Origin of the sequence: Roseovarius sp. 217 (assembly GCF_000152845.1) — a bacterium.
Lineage (GTDB): Bacteria > Pseudomonadota > Alphaproteobacteria > Rhodobacterales > Rhodobacteraceae > Roseovarius.
In genome coordinates, this window is record NZ_CH902584.1 from 2737073 (window position 1) to 2755760 (window position 18688).

Genomic DNA, 18688 nt, shown 5'->3' on the forward strand with positions numbered 1-18688 from the left:
AGACAGGAGCGACCTGCCAGAGGCGATGTCGGGCATCACGCACGCTCTTCTCAACCTGACCCTTCTCCCAACCAGCCGCCGGATTGCAGAACTCGGGATCGAAGACGTAGTGGCTGGTCATGGCCAGGAACCGCGCATTCACATCGCGCTGTTTGCCGACGCCAACCCGGTCGACGGCTGTCTTCATGTTATCATAGATGCCGCGCCCAGGGACGCCTTCGAAGACGCGGAATGCATGCCAGTGGGCATCAAACAGCATCTCATGTGTTTGCAGCAGATAGGCCCGCACCAGAAACGCGCGGCTATGTGACAGCTTGATGTGGGCAACCTGCAGCTTGATGCGCTCACCGCCGATATAGGCCCAGTCCTCGCTCCAATCGAACTGGAAAGCCTCACCCGGCGCGAACACCAGTGGCACGAAAGTCCCGCGATCCGTCGTGTGATGCGCACGCTGCCGTTCACCCTTCCAGTCCCGCACGAAGGCCGCAACACGCTCGTAAGAACCGTCATATCCAAGCTTCACAAGATCGGCGTGCATCAGCTTCGCCGTTCGGCGTTCCTTGCGTGATTTGCGCTGATCAGTCGTCAGCCATGCTGTCAGATGCTTGGCAAAAGGGTCCAACTTGCTGGGGCGATCTGGCACCTGAAACGCAGGTTCAACAATCCCCTCCCGCAAATACTTCTTGATCGTGTTGCGAGACACGCCAGTCCGCCGCGCGATCTCGCGAATGGGCATCTTCTCTCGCAGCGCCCATCGCCGAATAACTTTCAAAAATCCCATGTCTATCACTCCATGCGCCCCCAGCTGATTCAAGCCGGGGCAAGGTTGCACATGGGTCAATTCTCAATGACAATTTCTGCTGTTGCCGGGTCAGTTCTCAGTGACAATCAACAACCTTATACGTCTCCGCGACGCTTGGAACCTGCCAGACAAGACCAACAACACGACACGTACACTTGGCGCTCAGGTATTTGGAGACCCGCGCTCCAAGGGCATCCAATAGAGGGCTTCGCCCTTAACGCCACAAAGCGGCAACATCACCACAAAGCAACGCGCCTGCCTGTCCGTTGTGCTGGCCCCGCAAACAGGAATCGAACGCAAATGCGCGAAACTAAGGTTGGGGGCTGAGTTGGGGGCCATTTCTTCGAGTGGGGCTTAAGTTATTGATTTTATTCAATAAAATCAATAAATTGGCAGCCCGTAGGGGAGTCGAACCCCTCTTTTCAGGTTGAAAACCTGACGTCCTAACCGATAGACGAACGGGCCATGCCTTGGCGTGTCGCGTAACTAGGCAAAAGCGGCGGGGGGTGCAAGAGGGATTCTGCAAAAACTTGGTGCGGCTTTCAGAAAATTTCCTGAGCCTTGCGGCACATCCGGTTGATTGGCGTGTCTCAGGCTGGCGCGGCGTCTTCGAGGCGAAGTTGCACGGTTTGGCGCCCGCCCCAGCTGTTGATGTCCAACCGGCCAGCAAGATGAAAGCGCGCGCCGCCATGGGCCAGCAGGGCAGGCCCCAGCGGCCCATCGAGTGCGCCAAAGCAGATGGCGTCAAGGCTGGCACCCATGCCGTCACCAAAGCGCAGTTTGAGATGGGCACCGCTCAGGGCCTTGGCAAAGGTGATCTGGCAATCGGGAAAGACATAGCGCGGTCCGGGTGCGCCTGCGCCAAAGGGACCGGCGGAGTCTATCTGCGCGACGAGATCGACAGTCGCGGCACCGGGCATCAGGAGACCGTCGAGCCGCAGATCGGCGGGGCCGTTTTGGCCCGCGCCCTGTTTGGCAAGCAACTCGGAGAGCCGCGCCATGGCCGCCTCTAGCCGCTCGCGTGCCACTGTGAGACCCGCCGCCATCTTGTGCCCACCGCCCTTGATCAAGAGCCCTTCGCTGGCCAGCCGTTGAATGGCGACTCCGAGATCCACGCCCGAGACCGAGCGGCCAGAGCCTTTGCCTTCGTCGCCGTCCAGCCCGATCACGATGGCGGGGCGGTTTGAGACTTCCTTGAGACGGCTTGCAACGATGCCGACAACGCCCGGATGCCAGCCTTCGCCTGCGGCCCAGACGAGGGGGGCATCCAGCCCGCGTTCCTCGGCCTGTGCAAGTGCCGCGGCGCGCACCAGTGCTTCGACGTCGCGTCGCTCGGTGTTGAGGTGATCCAGACGTTCGGCCAGTGCGCGGGCCTCTGAGGCATTGTCACAGGCGAGGAGGCGTGCGCCAAGGTCTGCCTTGCCGATTCGCCCCCCGGCATTGACACGCGGCCCCAGCAGAAAACCCAAGTGATAGGCATTGGGCGCGGTGTCCATCCGGGCGACATCTGCCAGCGCGACAAGGCCAGGACGATCACGGCGCGCCATGATACGCAGGCCTTGGCGTACAAAGGCGCGGTTGACGCCGATGAGCGGGGCCACATCGGCCACCGTGGCCAGCGCCACCAGATCGAGCAGCGCCATCAGGTCTGGTCCCTGTGTGCCGCCGGCGCGCAGCTGACGTCCAGCCTCGACCAGCATCAGAAAGACCACACCGGCGGCGCAGAGATGCGCCAGATCTCCGCTCTCGTCCTGTCGATTGGGATTGACCACGGCGAGGGCCGGGGGCAGGGTCTCGCCGCCCAGATGGTGATCGAGCACGACCACATCAGCGCCCTTTGCGGCGGCAATGGCCTCATGGCTCAGGGTGCCGCAATCAACGCAGAGGATCAGATCATGGCGCGCCGCCAGATCGGTCATGGCAGGCACGTTCGGGCCATAGCCCTCGTCAATCCGGTCGGGAATATAGAGCGTGGGAGTGGGGGCCTGCATCTGGCGCAGCCAGTCGATCAGCAGCGCCGCAGAGGTGCCGCCATCGACATCGTAATCGGCAAAGACCGCAATCCGCTCGCCAGTCTTGACGGCCTTCAGAAAGCGCGCGGCGGCGCGCTCCATATCGCGCAGGGACCGCGGATCGGGCAAGAGATCGCGGAGGGCTGGGCTGAGATAGGCTTCGGCATCTTCCTCTGCCACGCCCAGCCGCGCCAAGGTCTGGCAGAGCGGGCGGGGCAGGGTGGTCGTCTGTGCCATCGCCTCGGCAAGACGGTCGGTTTCCACGCCCGGACCAATCCAGCGGCGCCCGGTCAGCGACTGTTCCACTCCGAGAAAGGCCGGTCCCATGCGCGCCTCCTCTCATTCATCTGGCGTCAAGTACTCCGGGGGAGTCCCGGACTTGGTCCGGGACGGGGGCAGCGCCCCCGCCGCGTATCGGTTCAGTCCCGCTTGCTGCGATAGATCATGCGCCGTACCGATCCGGTGCGCGAGCGCATCAGCAGGGTCTCGGTTTCGACATAGCCGGGGCGGCGTTTGACACCCGAGAGGATCGAGCCGTCAGTGACGCCAGTTGCGGCAAAGATCACATCGGATGTCACCATCTCGTCGCGGCAATAGATACGGTCGAAATCGGTGATCCCGGCCTTGGCGGCGCGGCCGCGTTCATCTTCGTTGCGGAACACGAGGCGGCCCCACATCTGCCCGCCCATGCATTTCAGCGCGGAGGCTGCCAGCACACCCTCGGGTGCGCCGCCGGTGCCCATATACATGTCGATGCCGGTGCGGTCAGCCTCGGCGCAATGGATCACGCCCGCCACATCGCCATCGGGGATCAGGAACACGGCCGCGCCGGTGCTGCGCAATTCGTCGATCATTTCCTGATGGCGGGGTCGTTCCAGCACGCAGACGGTGATCTCGGACGGGCGGCAGCCGCGCGCGGCGGCCAGCGCCTCGACCCGTTCGCGGGGGCTCATGGCGAGGGAGACGATATTGTCGGGGTAGCCCGGCCCGATGGCCAGCTTGTCCATATAGGTGTCCGGGGCATGCAGCAGCGTGCCGCGCGGGGCCATGGCGATGACGGTCAGGGCATTGGGCATGGCCTTGGCGGTCAGGGTGGTGCCTTCGAGCGGGTCGAGGGCGATATCGACGCCGGGGCCGTCGCCGGTGCCTACTTCCTCGCCGATGAAGAGCATCGGGGCCTCGTCCCGCTCGCCTTCACCGATCACCACAACCCCCTTGATGGCCAGGATGTTGAGCTGTTCGCGCATGGCATTGACGGCGGCCTGATCGGCGGCCTTTTCATCGCCGCGCCCGATGAGGTCCGCACAGGCGAGTGCAGCCTGTTCGGCCACACGCGCGAGGCCGAGTGAAAGCATGCGGTCGTTGAAGGCGGTATCAGAGGTCATGGAACGGTCCTTGTCAATCGGGTCAAATCAGCATTAGCGCCGGTCTGTCTGGCGCACAAGTCTGGCGGGCGGGCCGCGTCAGACGGTTTCGATGCGCAGCGCCACCGGGTCGCCCGACAGAACGTCAAGGCGGCTGATGGCGCTCAGGGCTGTCTCAAGTGCGTCGCGCGTCGTCTTGTGAGTGACGATCAGCACAGGCGCCGTGGTTGCGTCATGGCGATATTGGCGCATCCGGTCGATGGAAATGCCCGCCTCGCCCAGACAGGTTGCGACTTTGGCCAGAGCGCCGGGTTTGTCGATCAGCGACATGCGCATGTAGTAGGGCGCGGGGGTGGCGCTTGCGGCCGTCTGACAGCGGGCGAGACTGGACGCGGGTTGACCGAAGGTCGGCAGACGAAAGCCACGCGCGATATCCATCACATCGCCCATCACCGCGCTCGCCGTAGGGCCCATACCCGCGCCGGGGCCGCGCAGCACGATCTGGTCAACATTGTCACCCTCGAGCACGACCATATTGGTGCCGCCCTCCAGTTGGCCAAGGGGGCTCGTATCGGGCACGAGGCAGGGCGACATGCGCTGTTCCAGGCCGCGCCCGGTCATCTGCGCCACACCTAAGAGCTTGATGCGATAGCCCATGTCGGCGGCGTGGCGGATATCCTCGATGGTGATTTTCTCGATCCCCTCCAGCGTGACACCTTCGAAATTCACCTGGCAGCCAAAGGCGATGGACGCGAGCAGCGCCAGTTTGTGACCGGCGTCGATGCCGCCCACGTCGAGCGTCGGATCGGCCTCGAGATAGCCCAGTTTGGCGGCCTCGTCGAAGACCTCTGCGTAGGGCAGACCTGCCGATTGCATGCGGGTCAGGATATAGTTGCAGGTGCCGTTCATGACGCCCATGACGCGGGTGATGTCATTACCCGCCAGACCTTCGGTCAGCGCCTTGATGACGGGGATGCCGCCCGCGACGGCGGCCTCGAACCGGATCACGCAGCCTGCATTTTCGGCGGCCAGCGCCAGCGCCTGACCGTGATGCGCGAGCATCGCCTTGTTGGCAGTGACCACGTCTTTGCCTGCGGCAATCGCGGCCTCGGTCGCGGCCTTGGCCGGGCCGTCAGAGCCGCCCATCAGTTCCAGAAACACATCCACATCGTCGCGTTTGGCAAGGGTTACGGGGTCGTCTTCCCAGGCGTAATCGCTGAGGGTGACGCCGCGATCCTTGTCACGGGTGCGGGCCGAGACAGCGGTGATGACCACGGGGCGACCGGCGCGGGCGGCCAGAAGATCAGCCTTTTGCCGGATGATCCGCACGACGCCGGTGCCGACCGTGCCCAATCCGGCGATGCCAAGGCGCAGGGGTGTGTTCATGGGGCTCTCCGATCGTCGCTGTGCAAGGATTGAGCCGCGATGTAACGGGTTCGGCGGTCCCTTGCAACGCGGCTTGCGGCGGTGGGGGCGTGGTTTTTCAGTTGGTGACGCCGGATTGCATGCGGCTTTGTGTCGTGGGGTCGACCACGCCACCCTTGAGCCGTTGCGCCCGTGCCCGCAACCCGGCGCTGCGTTGATCCAGATCCGGGGCGGTTTCGGGCGTGATCCGGTTCGTAGTGCCCCGGTCTGTGATCTGTTCGGCGGGGATCAGATCGGGATACGCGGCCCCCCGTGTGCCGTTGCGCAGGGCGGCATCAAGAGGCAACAGATCGCTACATCCGGCGATAAGGCTGGCGATCAAGGGCAGCGTGACGAGAGCGGGGCGTATGCGCATGCGGGCCGGGGTCCTTGTGCCGACGGGTGTCGCTGTCTTGCCATTCTTTGGGGGTAAAGGGCAAGCGGGGCTTTGATCTGAACAGATGTTCAGTTAAAGCCATGCTATGGCACGAACCCAAGGCTCTCATTCTGACATCACGGGACCGCGTGTGCGCGAGGCGGCTTTGCATCTCTTTGCGCGGCATGGCTATGCCGCGGTCTCGATGCGGCAGATTGCGGCAGCGGTGGGGGTGCAGGCGGGCGCGCTCTATAATTACACACCGGATAAGCAAACGCTGCTGTTTGATCTGATGCGGGGGCATATGGAGGACCTGCTGGTCGCCTGGGATGCGGCCGTGCCTGTCGGCGATGCAATGGCGGCTCTGGAGACGTTCACGCGGTTTCATATCCGCTTCAACACCAGCCGGGCCGATGCGGTCTTTGTCTCGTACATGGAATTACGCAATCTGGACCCGGCGAATTTCGAAGTGATCGAGGGGCTGCGGCGGGACTATGAGACCCGGCTTGAGGCGGTGTTACGGCGGGGGACCGAGGCGGGCGAGATGGTGGTGGCCGAGCCACGGATCGCCAGCATGGCGCTGATTGCCATGCTGACGGGGGTCAATACCTGGTATCGCGAACAAGGACGGTTGTCGCTCGCGGAGGTCGAGGCGGTGTATTGGGACATGGTGCGGCGGTCGGTGCTGGGGTGAGGGGGGGCGCTTGGTGCCCCAAGGGGCGCTCGAAACGCTCTTTATCCACCCCCCCGCGCGGAACAAGGCGCGGCACGCGCCGCCGCGCGGATCGCTGGGCCGTCCCGCGGCCTAGCGATGCTGAGAGGGAGTGTATCGCTGAAAGATCACACGGACTTTGCAGGCATAAAGTGGCAGCCACAGTCGTTGCTTCGCTATTCCCCGGCCCAGCGATCCGCGCGGCGTGTTGATTGGCGTAAATGCCCCCCCTTCGCCTCCGCCCGCGCCTCACTTGATGAAAGACCCCTCGCGCAGCTCGCGCATCGCCTGACGCAATTCGTCCTGCGTGTTCATCACGATGGGGCCGTGCCAGGCCACCGGCTCTTGGATCGGTGCGCCGGAGATCAGCAAGAACCGCACGCCCTCTTCTCCCGCCTGCACCGTGACCCTGTCGCCGGTGCCAAAGCGGATCAGCGTGCGGTCGCCGGAGTGGTCGCGGATGTGGATCTCTTGCCCCGCCACCTCCTTTTCCAGAAGGACGCCGGTCGGTTTCGAGGCATCGGCAAAGGCACCAGCACCCTCGAAGACATAGGCAAAGCTGCGCCGGTAGGTATCAACCGGAAAGGTCTTTCTGACCCCGGCAGGCACCGAGATATCGAGGTATTGCGGATCGGCGGCGATGCCGTCGACCGGGCCGCGCTGCCCCCAGAAATCCCCCACGATCACCCGCACACGGGTGCCGTCATCCTCCGTAATCTCGGGGATATCCCCGGATTTCACGTCCTGATACCGGGGGGCGGTCATTTTTTGCGCGGCGGGCAAGTTGGCCCAGAGTTGGAAGCCGTGCATTTGCCCCTGCGCATTGCCGCGTGGCATTTCCTGATGCAGGATGCCCGATCCGGCGGTCATCCATTGCACATCGCCAGCGCCCAAGCTGCCCTGATTGCCCAAGCTGTCACCATGCGTGACCTCGCCTTGGAGCACATAGGTAATGGTTTCGATGCCGCGATGCGGGTGCCACGGGAAACCCGCTGCATAGTGGGCAGGATCATCGTTGCGGAAATCGTCGAACAAGAGGAACGGATCGAGTTCGCTGGGGTCATGAAAGCCGAAGGCGCGGTGCAGATGCACGCCCGCCCCTTCTAGAGTCGGGGTTGCTTGGCGCTGTTCCAAAACGGGTCTGATGGACATGATAGGTCTCCTTTGGGATAGCATATAGGAGCGGATCACGCCGGTGGAACGGTCCGATCTGTTCACCTGCGAACCGCGCCTGTGCAATTTGCGTGCGCCCCTCTCGCCACGGGGAGCGATCCGGGGTAAAGGCGAGCGCAAAGGGAGAGATTGTATGCAGGATGACGAGGTATTGGCGGCGCTTGGGGCCTCTGCGGGTCGGCGGATGTTGGGCGTCGGCTCGGTCGCGGGTCTGGGGCTGACCCTGCTTTATCTGGCACTGGCGCAGTCGCCCAGCCTTGGTTGGCAGGTCTTTATGGTCGGGTTTGGCGGAACTTGCGTTTTCCTGGCAGAGCGGATGTGGCGCGCGACGGCGCAATGGCTTGTGCTGACGCGCGACGGTTTGCGCGACAATACAGGACGCATGATTGCACCGATCGAGCATATTCGTTCGGTTGAGCGCGGGGTTTTCGCATTCAAACCGTCAAATGGATTCACGATCAAGCTCACGCAGAAAGCCCCGGCGGCTTGGCAGCCGGGGCTTTGGTGGCGCACTGGGCGGAGTGTTGGCGTGGGAGGTGTCACCTCGGGCACGCCAGCGAAGTTCATGGCCGAGCAGATCCATGAGCTTCTGACCAAACGGGCGCAGTCCTGACGCAGCATCGCGCCCAAAGTGCCGCGCAGCTATGTCAGACTGGGCCTTATGAGGCGGTGCAAACGCCCTCATAGCAGAGCTGAGCCGCAAAGCGGAGTGGCACGAACATGCGCGTCTTGATCTCTGTCCCTGCGGATAGACCGGTTGTGACGACGGGATCGTATTCTGACAGGGTCTCGACGAGAATGATTTCTTGCCCGTCGATCATGCTGGGAAGAGTAGCATGCGCGTTGCGAACATCGTCGGCGCTCAACGGGCTGAGAGACCCTGTGCCGCGGACTTCGGACCATCTGAGCTCGAACTCGTCGATACTGTTGTCTGCGTCAAAGTGGTAGCGGACCACCGTCACGCGCACCTGATTTGCGCCCGTGTCATTGGTCATCAAGTCGAATAGCACCTTGACGTTGTCCATGTAGGTCACGTTGACAACTGCCGTTTCACGGGACAGCATATCGGCAACGGTGTAGGTCGCCTTTTCGCGCACGCTCTGATAGCGGAACATGTCGTAATATTCATAGCTGAACGTGAGGCCCATGAAGAGGAACGGGAACATGACGACCGTTTCCATGGCCACCGTGCCGCATTCACGCTGCCAGAAGCGGCGCAGGAAATTAAGGGCAGGACGCATACCCATCAGATTGGCTCCTGAACAAACGCGGTCGTCGCGATGAGTGCGGCTTGACCGCTGCTGTCGTTGTTGATCAACTGGCTGCCCAAAACACTCGCCGGGAACAATGGGTTGTATTTGAGGCAGGCGCGCAAAAGCATGAGTTCGTTCTGCTGGCCGGGTACGAATTCACGCACAGGTTTGGCCGGTTCGGCCTGATCCGTGCAATCGGCGGTCTGATCGAGGGCGGTGAAGTTGCGGATATCCGCAGGGCGCATTTCCAGCTGAAGGTTGCTTGCGCAATCGTTGATGATGATCGTGTTGTCGCAAATGATCTGTTTGATATCGTCGTGCTGAGGGGCCGTTCCGGTGCCGAGACGTACCTCGCGCACGGCCATATCCAGGCCCCGCTCAAGGAAGGTCGCGCGCATCGTGACAAATCCCAACTCGATCGAAAAGATCATGATCCCAAGGAAGAAGGGAGCCACCAGCACGAACTCAAGTGACGCGGTTCCACGTTCGTCGCGCCGGAACCGGCGGAGGAAATTTTTGAACGCACGGGTCATTGGGTCAACCTCAACTGTTTCACATTGGCCGCGATGGCGCTGAAGGCACTTTTAATGTCCGTTCCCGAGGCACGAAAATAATGAGCAGGTGACGATGCACAGGCACTGAGTTGGTTTTCTGCCGTGCCATTGACAGGCACCTCAAAGCCAATTGAGTAGACGACAACGCCTTCGGTCTTAGTCGCCTTGCAAACGTTCTGCATTAGACCATTCTTCATAGATCCGGATACGAATTCACTCCCAATGTAATCGTTCCAAGGACCCCAGTTTCCGGTGGTCTGTCCGTAATACTCTGGTGACATCAGTCCCCATGCCATCTCCCAATCCAGTTGGGTTCTGGAGATGAAGCCATCCATCGTGCTCTCAAAGTTATTGAACGTGTTTGCTTCGATCCATTTTTCTTCAGCGACACTCCAAAATTTGCCGGTATCAGGGTTGCGAAGATAGTAAACAGAATATTCCGGTGAATTCTCAGCAACGTCATACACGCACTCCCACCGATTTTGAGAGCATCTGGATTTGCCATCGTCGCCGTATTTTTTCCAATCAACATTGTAGATGTTATAGGCATATTTGAACACGCGCTCTTGAAAACGCACTTCGTAAAGATCCGAGAATTTGCCTCGATACTTTGGAGAACTGCGATCAAAGAAGTAGGATGTCGTATTGGCACCATCACCCATGAAAATGATGGCCTTTAGCGTTTCTGGCTCATCATAATCAGAAGGTACGTTTGCCAATGTTTCACTCAGATGACCGGCAGCAATCATTGAAGCCGTCACTTCACGGAATGTGGGATCGAGAAGCGCAGCGCCCCAATTCATCCCCTCGTTGCCAGAGGTGTTGCCCGCTGGCTGGAGCGCGTCGATCTTCGCGTGAAGGTCAGTGATGCTGGTGGAGTATGGTAAAATACGAATGTATTCATCAGTGTAGCATGATCTCCATCCACTATCGAGATTATCGAAATCCCCGTATACAGAAGTGTAGACCATTTGATTGACGGGTATACCACTGCTTAACGACGAACTGCCGCTTGAGAGCGTAGCGTGCTGATAGTCGTTCTCTTTAAATTCTAGACATGTCGAGTAATTGTGCGTTTCCTCTACAGCGAGCGCATCAAAAACTGATTGCGGTGGAGTCACTGAGAAACTGAAGGGCACGATCGACATAACCGTGTCACCCGGCTTTGACGAATTCATCACGGTCGTGACAAAATCCTTTGCTGCAGTCTGCAAATTCTGAATTTTTGAATTGCTAGCCATTGACCCTGAGACATCCAGGACCAAGATTGCTTCCAGTTTTGGAATACGCACTTCAGCAGTTGCCGTGCCAGACGCGCTCAAAGTCGGCACACCTGCGAGTTTCATCAAATACGTGTCGAGCGACAACTCAGCACCGGCCGTTACCTTTGCGGCGTTTAGGGTAGTTGATATATCACCATCTTTCTGAGCGAGAAGATAATCGCTCTGACCAGATTTGGCGAAATAATCTTCTACTATTGTACGAGCCCCAGCTTCTGTGCTCGCCGTCGCCCCGGCAAGCACCGCCCGGTCCAGCGTGGCCTGTAGACTGGCGCGCGCCATTTCCTGACGCATGGTATCAAGGCCGATACCGCCCATCATCAAAAACATCACGAAGATGAAAAATGATAGTACCGTTACAGTACCGTCTTCTTCTTGAATGAACATCTCGGTGCGTTCGACCAGCCCGGTCGTCGCGTTTTCAACACGCGGCGTCATTCCTTTAATAGTGCTGCCTTCAATACGCATTTGAACACCTCATTGTGACGCCGCTAGCAATAAGCCACGCAATTCCCCAACAGCATTTATTCCGCTCTTCTATGGCCGAATTAAGGCGGGTTTCAGACGGAATCGCAGAGTTTAACCCCCTCAAATCAACAATATAAAGGTTGCTCTGCGATTGTTGGATTACTGGCGACAAAGGCGGGGGCGCCGTCATCCGGATGGCTTTCAAGCCCTTGGTGATTCAGGCGGGTGGACAAAATGGCCATAACCCTTAACCATGGCTTTGACGTTTGGATCATTTGTCCCCGCATGGAACAAGCGGTCCGGGTCGCAACAGGGAGAGGACACATGCACGTCAGCAAGGAACCGAGTTTTCGCGAGAGCGTGGATCTGATGTTCAACCGCGCGGTCGCGCTGATGGATCTGCCGCCCGGTCTGGAAGAGAAAATCCGCGTTTGCAATGCCACCTACACGGTTAGGTTCGGTGTGCGACTGCGCGGTCAGATCCATACGTTCACAGGCTATCGCAGCGTTCATTCCGAGCACATGGAGCCGGTCAAGGGCGGTATCCGCTACGCCATGGGCGTCAATCAGGACGAGGTCGAGGCGCTTGCGGCGCTGATGACCTATAAATGCGCGCTGGTCGAGGCACCGTTTGGCGGCTCCAAGGGCGGCTTGCGGATTGATCCGCGCGAGTGGGAAGAGCACGAGCTGGAGCTGATCACCCGGCGGTTTGCCTATGAGTTGATCAAACGCGACCTCATCAATCCTGCCCAGAACGTGCCCGCCCCCGATATGGGCACCGGCGAGCGCGAGATGGCGTGGATCGCCGACCAATATAAACGCATGAACACAACCGACATCAACTATCGCGCCTGCGTGACCGGCAAGCCGATCAATGCGGGTGGTATTCAGGGCCGGGTCGAGGCGACGGGGCGGGGCGTGCAATATGCGCTTCAGGAGTTCTTTCGCCATCCGGAGGATATTGCGGCGGCGACCCTGTCGGGCACACTCGAGGGTAAGCGGGTCATCGTGCAGGGGCTTGGCAATGTGGGCTATCACGCGGCCAAGTTCCTGAGCGAAGAAGACGGATGCCTCATCACCGGTATTATCGAGCGGGACGGCGCGCTGACGGATGACAAGGGGCTGAACGTCGAGGCGGTGCGCAACTGGATCGCACGGCATGGCGGCGTCGACGGCTATCCGGAGGGCAAGTACGTCAAGGATGGCAGCAAGGTCCTGGAAAATGCCTGTGACATCCTCGTTCCGGCGGCGATGGAGGGGGTGATCAACCTAAGCAATGCCGCGCAGATCAAGGCACCGTTGATCATCGAGGCCGCGAATGGCCCGGTGACCGCAGGGGCCGATGATATCCTGCGCCAGAAGGGCACGGTGATCATTCCGGACATGTTTGCCAATGCGGGCGGTGTGACCGTGTCCTATTTCGAGTGGGTCAAGAACCTGAGCCATATCCGGTTTGGCCGGATCGGGCGGCGACAGGAAGAGGCGCGGCATCAACTCTTGGTGACGGAATTGCAGCGGCTCAACCGGGGGCTTGGGGATGCTTGGGAAATGTCGCCGGATTTCAAGCAGAAATACCTCAAGGGCGCGGGGGAGCTGGAGCTTGTTCGCTCGGGTCTCGATGACACGATGCGCACCGCCTATCAGTCGATGCGCGAGGTCTGGCACGGCCGTCAGGACGTGACGGACCTGCGCACAGCGGCCTATCTCGTGTCCATCGCCAAGGTCGCGGCGAGCTATCGCGCCATGGGGCTCTGAGACCCACGTCGCGCATGGGCCTGAAAATGGCGGGAAAGATGGCAGAGCTTCGGCTCTGCCATTGCTATTGATGGGCGAAGTTGGTTCAGTCGCGGCACAGTAGGATAAAGGGGTGGCGGATGCGGTTTTCGGGGCTGAGGGTTCTCAAAGAAGGGCTGACCGGCAACAAGGGTTGGCAGGCGCATTGGCGCGATGCCGCGCCCAAACCCGACTATGATGTTGTCATCATCGGCGGCGGCGGGCATGGGCTCGCGACGGCCTATTATCTGGCAAAACGCCACGGGATCACCAATGTCGCGGTGCTCGAAAAGGGCTATCTGGGCGGTGGCAATGTGGGGCGCAACACGACAATCGTGCGGGCCAATTATTTCCTGCCGGGCAATTCGGAATTTTACAGCCATTCCCTGAAGCTCTGGGAGGGGCTGGAGGAAGACCTGAATTACAACGTTATGCACAGCCAACGCGGGCAGATCGTGCTGTTTCACTCGGACGGGCAGCGCGATGCGATTGCGCGGCGCGGCAACGCGATGATCAATCAGGGCGATGATGCCGAACTGCTGAGCGTGGCGCAGCTCAAGCGTATGGTGCCCTATCTGGACTATGATCAGGCGCGGTTTCCGATTCATGGCGGGCTGTTGCAGCGCCGCGCGGGCACGGCCCGGCATGACGCGGTCGCCTGGGGCTATGCGCGGGGCGCAAGCGACCGGGGCGTGGACCTGATCCAGAATTGCGAAGTGACGGGGATCAATGTTGAGGGCGGCCGCGTGCGCGGCGTGCAGACCTCGCGCGGCACCATCCGGGCCAAAAAGCTGGCGATTGTGGTGGCGGGGCGGTCCTCTCAGGTGGCGGCCATGGCGGGGATGCGCCTGCCGATCGAAAGCCATGTGCTTCAGGCCTTTGTGACCGAAGGGCTCAAGCCGTGCATCAACCATGTCATCAGCTTTGGTATGGGGCATTTCTATATCAGCCAATCCGACAAGGGTGGGCTGGTGTTTGGCGGTGATCTGGACATGTATTCCTCCTATGCGGCGCGCGGCAATCTGCCGATTGTCGAGCATGTGATGGAGGCGGGCATGACGCTGATGCCGATGATCGGCAATGCCCGCGTGTTGCGCAGTTGGGGCGGGATCATGGATATGTCGCCGGATGGCTCGCCCATCATCGACCACGCGGGGATCGAGGGGCTCTATCTCAATTGCGGCTGGTGCTATGGTGGGTTCAAGGCTGTGCCCGGTTCGGGCGATGCTATGGCGCATCTTATTGCGACGGACAGGCCGCATCCGGCGGCCACGGGATTCCGGCTGGACCGGTTCCGGACGGGCCGGGGGCTGATGGACGAAGAAGGCACCGGCGCGCAGCACAACCTGCATTGAGCGGCGCGGAAAGGGCAAGATATTGAGTATTTCTGGAACGATGAAAGCACGGGTGAGATGAGACTTGGCTGTCCGATCTGTGGCGAACGGGATCGTCGCGAGTTCTATTATCAGGGGGCGGCGTTGACGCGGCCCGAAGGTGAGGCTTGGGCACCGGAGTGGGATGATTACATCCACAACCGCGAGAACCCGGCGGGCGTGACCCGTGATCTGTGGCAGCATGAACAGGGCTGTGGCGCGTGGCTGATCGTGACACGCAACACGGTCACGCATGAGGTTTTGGACGTCGCACTTGCAGCGGAGGTCGGCGCATGAGGATCGAGGATAAGGGGCTGATCGACCGCAGGCGCCCGGTGAGTTTTCATTTCGACGGGCGTCGCTATGAGGGGTTCGCAGGCGACACTCTGGCCTCGGCGCTCTTGGCCAATGGCGTGCGGCTGGTGGCGCGGTCCTTCAAGTATCACCGCCCGCGTGGGATTATGACAGCAGGCAGCGAGGAGCCGAATGCGCTGGTGACGGTGGGGCGGGGCGCGGCACAAGAGCCGAACCTGAGGGCCACGACGGTCGAGGTGCAAGAGGGGCTCTGGGCGCGCAGTCAGAACCGCTGGCCGACGCTGGGCTTGGATGTGCTGGCCGTCAATGATCTCTTTGCACCGTTCCTGGGCGCAGGGTTCTATTACAAGACTTTCATGTGGCCGAAGCGCTTTTGGGAGGGGATTTACGAGCCGATGATCCGTCGCGCTGCGGGACTGGGCGCGTTGTCGGGTGAGGCCGCAGAGGATCGCTATGAACGGGCCTTTGCGCATTGCGATGTGCTGGTCATCGGCGCGGGACCTGCCGGTCTGATGGCCGCACGCGCCGCAGCGGAGGCGGGCGCTGATGTGATCCTGGCCGAAGAGGACACGCGGCTTGGCGGGCGCTTGCTTGCGGAGACGGAAGAGGTCGATGGTCTGGCCTGCGTCGATTGGGTGGAGGAGGTCGCGGCGGAGCTGGCAGCGATGCCGAATGTGCGGATCATGACGCGGACGGCAGTCACGGGGGCCTATGATGGGGGCACCTATGGCGCGCTGGAGCGGCTGGCCCCGGACGTGGTAGAGAGACCGCATGCACCCAAGGGGTGTTTCTGGCGGATTGTGGCGCGGCGCGCGGTGCTGGCGGCGGGCGCGTTGGAGCGGGCCATTGCCTTTCCAAATAATGACCGGCCCGGCGTGATGATGGCGGGGGCGGTGCGGGCCTATGTCAACCGCTGGGGCGTGGCGCCGGGGCAGAGCACGGTGGTGTTTGGCAACAATGACAGCGCGCATCGCACGGTGTCCGATTTGCAGGCGGCGGGGGTGCATGTTGCGGCGCTGATCGACGCGCGGTCCTACGCGCGGTGCGACCTCGACGTGCCCTTCTATCCCGGTGCGCAGATTTGCGGAACCTCAGGACGGCGGGCGTTGGAGGCCGTGCAGATTGCCATGCCCAAGGGTGAGGACAGAATTGCCGCCGATTGCCTCGCGATTTCGGGCGGATGGAATCCTTCGGTGCATCTGGCCTGCCATATGGGCGCGCGGCCCGTGTGGGATGCGGCGCGGCAGGCATTCTTGCCACCCGAGGGGGCGGTGCCGGGGATGCGTGTGGCAGGGGCGGCGAGTGGCGCGTTTTCCACACGCACCTGTCTGGAGAGCGGACTGGCCGAGGGTGCGCGCGCGGCGGTGGAGCTTGGGTTTCATGCGCCCGATCTGGCTGCGCCGATGGCGGGCGATGCCGCCTATGACATTTTCCCACTGTGGCAGGTGCCGGGTAAGGGCCGAGCCTGGCTCGATTTCCAGAATGATGTGACGGTCAAGGATGTGGTGCAGGCCGCAGCCGAGAACTTTCGCTCGGTCGAGCATATGAAGCGCTACACGACGCAGGGTATGGCACCGGATCAGGGCAAGAATTCCAACGTCGCCGCCTTGGCGGTGCTGGCAGACGCGACCGGGCAGGGTATTGCCGAGACCGGCACCACCACCTTTCGTCCGCCCTATGTGCCGGTGCCGATTGCGGCCTTGGGGGCCGGGGCCAAGGGCAAAGGTTTTGCCCCCGAACGGCGCACCACCTCGCATGTTGAGAGTGTCGCGCGTGGCGCGCCGATGATCGAGGCGGGGCTATGGTATCGGCCCAGCTATTTCCCGCAGAAAGGCGAGAGCCATTGGCGGCAATCCTGCGACCGCGAGGTGACGATGGTGCGCGGATCGGTTGGCATCTGCGATGTGTCCACCCTCGGCAAGATCGACGTGCAAGGCCCGGATGCGGCACGGTTTCTCGATTTCGTCTATACCAACATGTTCTCGACGCTGAAGGTGGGCCGCGTGCGGTATGGTCTCATGCTGCGTGAGGATGGGCATGTCATGGATGATGGCACCTGCGCGCGCATGGGCGAGACCCATTTCGTGATGACCACCACTACGGCGGCTGCGGGGCAGGTGATGCGGCATCTGGAGTTTGTCTCTCAGGTGTTGCGGCCGGACTGGGACGTGCGGATCATCTCGGTCACCGAGCAATGGGCGCAATTCGCCGTTGCCGGACCGCAAGCGCGGGAGTTGCTGAATGGGGTGCTCGAGGCAGAGATTGACGACGCCGGATTTCCCTATATGGCCTGCGGCGCGGTCCGTATCGGCGGGGTCGCGGCGCGGCTCTTTCGGATTTCGTTCTCGGGCGAGCATGCCTATGAAATTGCGGTGCCCGCGCGCTATGGGGCGGCTCTTTTTGCCGCGTTGGTCAAACGCGCCGAGGGGATGGGCGGCGGGGCTTACGGGCTGGAGGCGCTCAATGTGCTGCGGATCGAGAAAGGCTTTATCACCCATGCCGAAATACATGGTCGCGTGACCGCCTTTGACATTGGGATGCAGGCAATGATGAGCCCCAAGAAGGATTTCATCGGCAAAGCGGCGGCATCGCGGGGCGGGTTGACCGAGGCGGGCCGCGAGCAATTGGTGGGTTTGAAACCGGTGGGCGCGGTCAAGGAATTGCTGGCGGGCGCACATATCTTTGACGAGGCAGCCGAGGCGGTGCGTGACACGAATCAGGGCTATGTCACGAGTGCCTGTTATTCGCCCAGCCTGGGCCATGTCATCGGCATGGGGTTTTTGAAGCGCGGACCGGTGCGGATTGGTGAGCGGGTGCGCGTTGTCGATCATCTGCGCAAGTCCGAGACGATTTGCGAGGTGATCAAACTGGTGCAGGTCGATCCGGAAGGAGGGCGGTTGCGTGGGTGATTTGAGGGCATTGACCCCCTGTGCGGGCCTTTTGCCGGTGATGGTGGGGGGCTTGAAACTGAGCGAAGTCGCTGCGGGGCGGATCACGTCGCTGGCGCCTTATCGGGGATGCGAGGCGGCCTTGTCCGACGTGATGCAAGCGGCGCATGGTTTGGCATGGCCAGAGCCGGGACGCATGACGGGGGGCGCGGAGGCACGGGCTATCTGGTTCGGGCGCGAAATGGCGTTGTTGATCGGTCCTGATCCAGTGAGCGGTTTGGCGGAGCACGCGGCACTGAGTGATCAATCGGACGCTTGGGCGGTGTTGCACCTTGAGGGACGGCAGGCGGGCGAGGTTCTGGCGCGGCTATGTCCGCTCGATCTGCGGGCTTCGGTGTTTGAGCCGGGACATACCGCACGCACGCAACTGGCGCATATGGCGGGATCTGTCAGCCGGATAGCGACGGATCTCTGGCAGGTCATGGTATTCCGCTCGATGGCGGCACCCTTGGTCCATGACATGGAAACCGCCATGCGACGGGTCGCTGCGCGGCACATTTCCCGAACGTGAGGCACTGACAAAGCGCTCAGAATATCCTAAGCACGTCGCGACTGATAGATATGAGGTGCGCGATGCGTCTGATCCTGATTGCTGCCCTGACCCTGTTGCCGGTAACGGCCGTTGCTGAGAATCCCATCTGTGCGCCCACTGGCGAAATAGTGGGTCGTGCCGTGGAGGCGCGCAAATCCGGTGAGGACGCGCCAGAGACGATCACGGCGATCAGTGCGGATATGGTGGGCGATCTGGCTGCCTATGAGCCTGCTGTTCAGCCCTTGGTCGATTGGGTCTATTCGCTGACCGAAGCGGAGATGGCCGAGGATGTGGCAGGAAGCTATGTAGCCCAGTGCGAGGCGCAGTAAGCCCTCTGGACTCTGAGCCG

At 61.4% G+C, this 18688-nt stretch carries 17 protein-coding genes and 1 tRNA gene; 8 read left to right on the top strand and 10 right to left on the bottom strand.

Features of this window, described 5'->3' with window-relative positions; genetic code table 11:
* The 6 genes from istA to ROS217_RS13060 all read right to left on the bottom strand — a co-directional run.
* Positions 1–781, bottom strand: a 781-nt coding sequence (istA, locus tag ROS217_RS13035; protein ID WP_157046695.1) for an IS21 family transposase, incomplete at its 3' end; no start/stop codon positions are given.
* A 411-nt stretch (positions 782–1192) separates the two neighbouring features.
* Positions 1193–1267, bottom strand: a tRNA-Glu gene (locus ROS217_RS13040).
* A 125-nt stretch (positions 1268–1392) separates the two neighbouring features.
* Positions 1393–3141 (bottom strand): single-stranded-DNA-specific exonuclease RecJ, encoded by a 1749-nt coding sequence (gene recJ / locus ROS217_RS13045; protein ID WP_009818234.1) that lies wholly within the window; start codon positions 3139–3141, stop codon positions 1393–1395.
* Between the two features lie 92 nt (positions 3142–3233).
* Positions 3234–4199 carry a class II fructose-bisphosphatase gene (gene glpX / locus ROS217_RS13050; protein WP_009818235.1) on the bottom strand — a complete coding sequence of 322 codons (966 nt, stop codon included), beginning with the start codon at positions 4197–4199 and terminating at the stop codon, positions 3234–3236.
* Positions 4200–4277: 78 nt separating this feature from the next.
* Positions 4278–5564, bottom strand: coding sequence for a homoserine dehydrogenase (locus ROS217_RS13055; protein ID WP_009818236.1), 1287 nt, complete (start codon positions 5562–5564; stop codon positions 4278–4280).
* A gap of 97 nt (positions 5565–5661) precedes the next feature.
* Positions 5662–5958, bottom strand: a complete 297-nt coding sequence (locus ROS217_RS13060; RefSeq protein ID WP_009818237.1) for a hypothetical protein — start codon at positions 5956–5958, stop codon at positions 5662–5664.
* A gap of 106 nt (positions 5959–6064) precedes the next feature.
* Between ROS217_RS13060 and ROS217_RS13065 the strand changes: the two genes are divergently transcribed.
* Complete coding sequence (locus ROS217_RS13065; RefSeq protein WP_009818238.1) at positions 6065–6652, top strand: TetR family transcriptional regulator; 588 nt, start codon at positions 6065–6067, stop codon at positions 6650–6652.
* 267 nt (positions 6653–6919) lie between these two features.
* Here ROS217_RS13065 and ROS217_RS13070 read toward each other — a convergent pair whose 3' ends face one another.
* A complete protein-coding gene (locus tag ROS217_RS13070; protein WP_040650583.1) occupies positions 6920–7822 on the bottom strand; it encodes a pirin family protein in 903 nt (300 codons plus the stop codon).
* Between the two features lie 154 nt (positions 7823–7976).
* Here ROS217_RS13070 and ROS217_RS13075 point away from each other — a divergent pair, with 154 nt between their 5' ends.
* Positions 7977–8456 carry a hypothetical protein gene (locus ROS217_RS13075; protein ID WP_009818240.1) on the top strand — a complete coding sequence of 160 codons (480 nt, stop codon included), beginning with the start codon at positions 7977–7979 and terminating at the stop codon, positions 8454–8456.
* A gap of 46 nt (positions 8457–8502) precedes the next feature.
* Here the strand turns inward: ROS217_RS13075 and ROS217_RS13080 are convergent, their stop codons facing one another.
* The 3 genes from ROS217_RS13080 to ROS217_RS13090 are packed head-to-tail and all read right to left on the bottom strand — an operon-like array spanning position 8503 to position 11398.
* Entirely contained in the window at positions 8503–9090 is a 588-nt protein-coding gene (locus ROS217_RS13080; protein WP_009818241.1) for a TadE/TadG family type IV pilus assembly protein, read from the bottom strand.
* Complete coding sequence (locus ROS217_RS13085; protein WP_009818242.1) at positions 9090–9629, bottom strand: TadE/TadG family type IV pilus assembly protein; 540 nt, start codon at positions 9627–9629, stop codon at positions 9090–9092. Before ROS217_RS13085 ends, ROS217_RS13080 begins: the two co-directional genes overlap by 1 nt.
* On the bottom strand, positions 9626–11398 hold the full coding sequence (locus tag ROS217_RS13090; RefSeq protein ID WP_254656420.1) for a TadE/TadG family type IV pilus assembly protein: 1773 nt from the start codon (positions 11396–11398) through the stop codon (positions 9626–9628). Before ROS217_RS13090 ends, ROS217_RS13085 begins: the two co-directional genes overlap by 4 nt.
* 324 nt (positions 11399–11722) lie before the next feature.
* Here ROS217_RS13090 and ROS217_RS13095 point away from each other — a divergent pair, with 324 nt between their 5' ends.
* The 6 genes from ROS217_RS13095 to ROS217_RS13120 all read left to right on the top strand — a co-directional run bounded on the left by ROS217_RS13095 (position 11723) and on the right by ROS217_RS13120 (position 18668).
* A complete protein-coding gene (locus ROS217_RS13095) occupies positions 11723–13153 on the top strand; it encodes a Glu/Leu/Phe/Val family dehydrogenase (RefSeq protein WP_009818244.1) in 1431 nt (476 codons plus the stop codon).
* 119 nt (positions 13154–13272) lie between these two features.
* Positions 13273–14526, top strand: coding sequence for a sarcosine oxidase subunit beta family protein (locus tag ROS217_RS13100; protein WP_009818245.1), 1254 nt, complete (start codon positions 13273–13275; stop codon positions 14524–14526).
* Positions 14527–14583: 57 nt separating this feature from the next.
* Complete coding sequence (locus ROS217_RS13105) at positions 14584–14841, top strand: sarcosine oxidase subunit delta (protein WP_009818246.1); 258 nt, start codon at positions 14584–14586, stop codon at positions 14839–14841.
* Entirely contained in the window at positions 14838–17768 is a 2931-nt protein-coding gene (locus ROS217_RS13110) for a sarcosine oxidase subunit alpha family protein (RefSeq protein WP_009818247.1), read from the top strand. The genes ROS217_RS13105 and ROS217_RS13110 overlap by 4 nt, the downstream gene beginning before the upstream one ends.
* A 40-nt stretch (positions 17769–17808) precedes the next feature.
* Positions 17809–18318: a sarcosine oxidase subunit gamma gene (locus ROS217_RS13115; RefSeq protein WP_009818248.1), complete on the top strand. Its 510-nt coding sequence runs from the start codon at positions 17809–17811 to the stop codon at positions 18316–18318.
* Between the two features lie 62 nt (positions 18319–18380).
* Positions 18381–18668 carry a hypothetical protein gene (locus tag ROS217_RS13120; protein WP_009818249.1) on the top strand — a complete coding sequence of 96 codons (288 nt, stop codon included), beginning with the start codon at positions 18381–18383 and terminating at the stop codon, positions 18666–18668.
* Positions 18669–18688: the final 20 nt, after the last annotated feature.

Excerpts from the sequence above, each read along its gene's own strand:
- recJ (WP_009818234.1), bottom strand. The coding sequence starts at position 3,141 with ATGGGACCGGCCTTTCTCGGAGTGGAACAGTCGCTGACCGGGCGCCGC.
- glpX (WP_009818235.1), bottom strand. The coding sequence starts at position 4,199 with ATGACCTCTGATACCGCCTTCAACGACCGCATGCTTTCACTCGGCCTC.
- ROS217_RS13055 (WP_009818236.1), bottom strand. The coding sequence starts at position 5,564 with ATGAACACACCCCTGCGCCTTGGCATCGCCGGATTGGGCACGGTCGGC.
- ROS217_RS13060 (WP_009818237.1), bottom strand. The coding sequence starts at position 5,958 with ATGCGCATACGCCCCGCTCTCGTCACGCTGCCCTTGATCGCCAGCCTT.
- ROS217_RS13065 (WP_009818238.1), top strand. The coding sequence starts at position 6,065 with ATGGCACGAACCCAAGGCTCTCATTCTGACATCACGGGACCGCGTGTG.
- ROS217_RS13070 (WP_040650583.1), bottom strand. The coding sequence starts at position 7,822 with ATGTCCATCAGACCCGTTTTGGAACAGCGCCAAGCAACCCCGACTCTA.
- ROS217_RS13075 (WP_009818240.1), top strand. The coding sequence starts at position 7,977 with ATGCAGGATGACGAGGTATTGGCGGCGCTTGGGGCCTCTGCGGGTCGG.
- ROS217_RS13080 (WP_009818241.1), bottom strand. The coding sequence starts at position 9,090 with ATGGGTATGCGTCCTGCCCTTAATTTCCTGCGCCGCTTCTGGCAGCGT.
- ROS217_RS13085 (WP_009818242.1), bottom strand. The coding sequence starts at position 9,629 with ATGACCCGTGCGTTCAAAAATTTCCTCCGCCGGTTCCGGCGCGACGAA.
- ROS217_RS13090 (WP_254656420.1), bottom strand. The coding sequence starts at position 11,398 with ATGCGTATTGAAGGCAGCACTATTAAAGGAATGACGCCGCGTGTTGAA.
- ROS217_RS13095 (WP_009818244.1), top strand. The coding sequence starts at position 11,723 with ATGCACGTCAGCAAGGAACCGAGTTTTCGCGAGAGCGTGGATCTGATG.
- ROS217_RS13100 (WP_009818245.1), top strand. The coding sequence starts at position 13,273 with ATGCGGTTTTCGGGGCTGAGGGTTCTCAAAGAAGGGCTGACCGGCAAC.
- ROS217_RS13105 (WP_009818246.1), top strand. The coding sequence starts at position 14,584 with ATGAGACTTGGCTGTCCGATCTGTGGCGAACGGGATCGTCGCGAGTTC.
- ROS217_RS13110 (WP_009818247.1), top strand. The coding sequence starts at position 14,838 with ATGAGGATCGAGGATAAGGGGCTGATCGACCGCAGGCGCCCGGTGAGT.
- ROS217_RS13115 (WP_009818248.1), top strand. The coding sequence starts at position 17,809 with ATGGTGGGGGGCTTGAAACTGAGCGAAGTCGCTGCGGGGCGGATCACG.
- ROS217_RS13120 (WP_009818249.1), top strand. The coding sequence starts at position 18,381 with ATGCGTCTGATCCTGATTGCTGCCCTGACCCTGTTGCCGGTAACGGCC.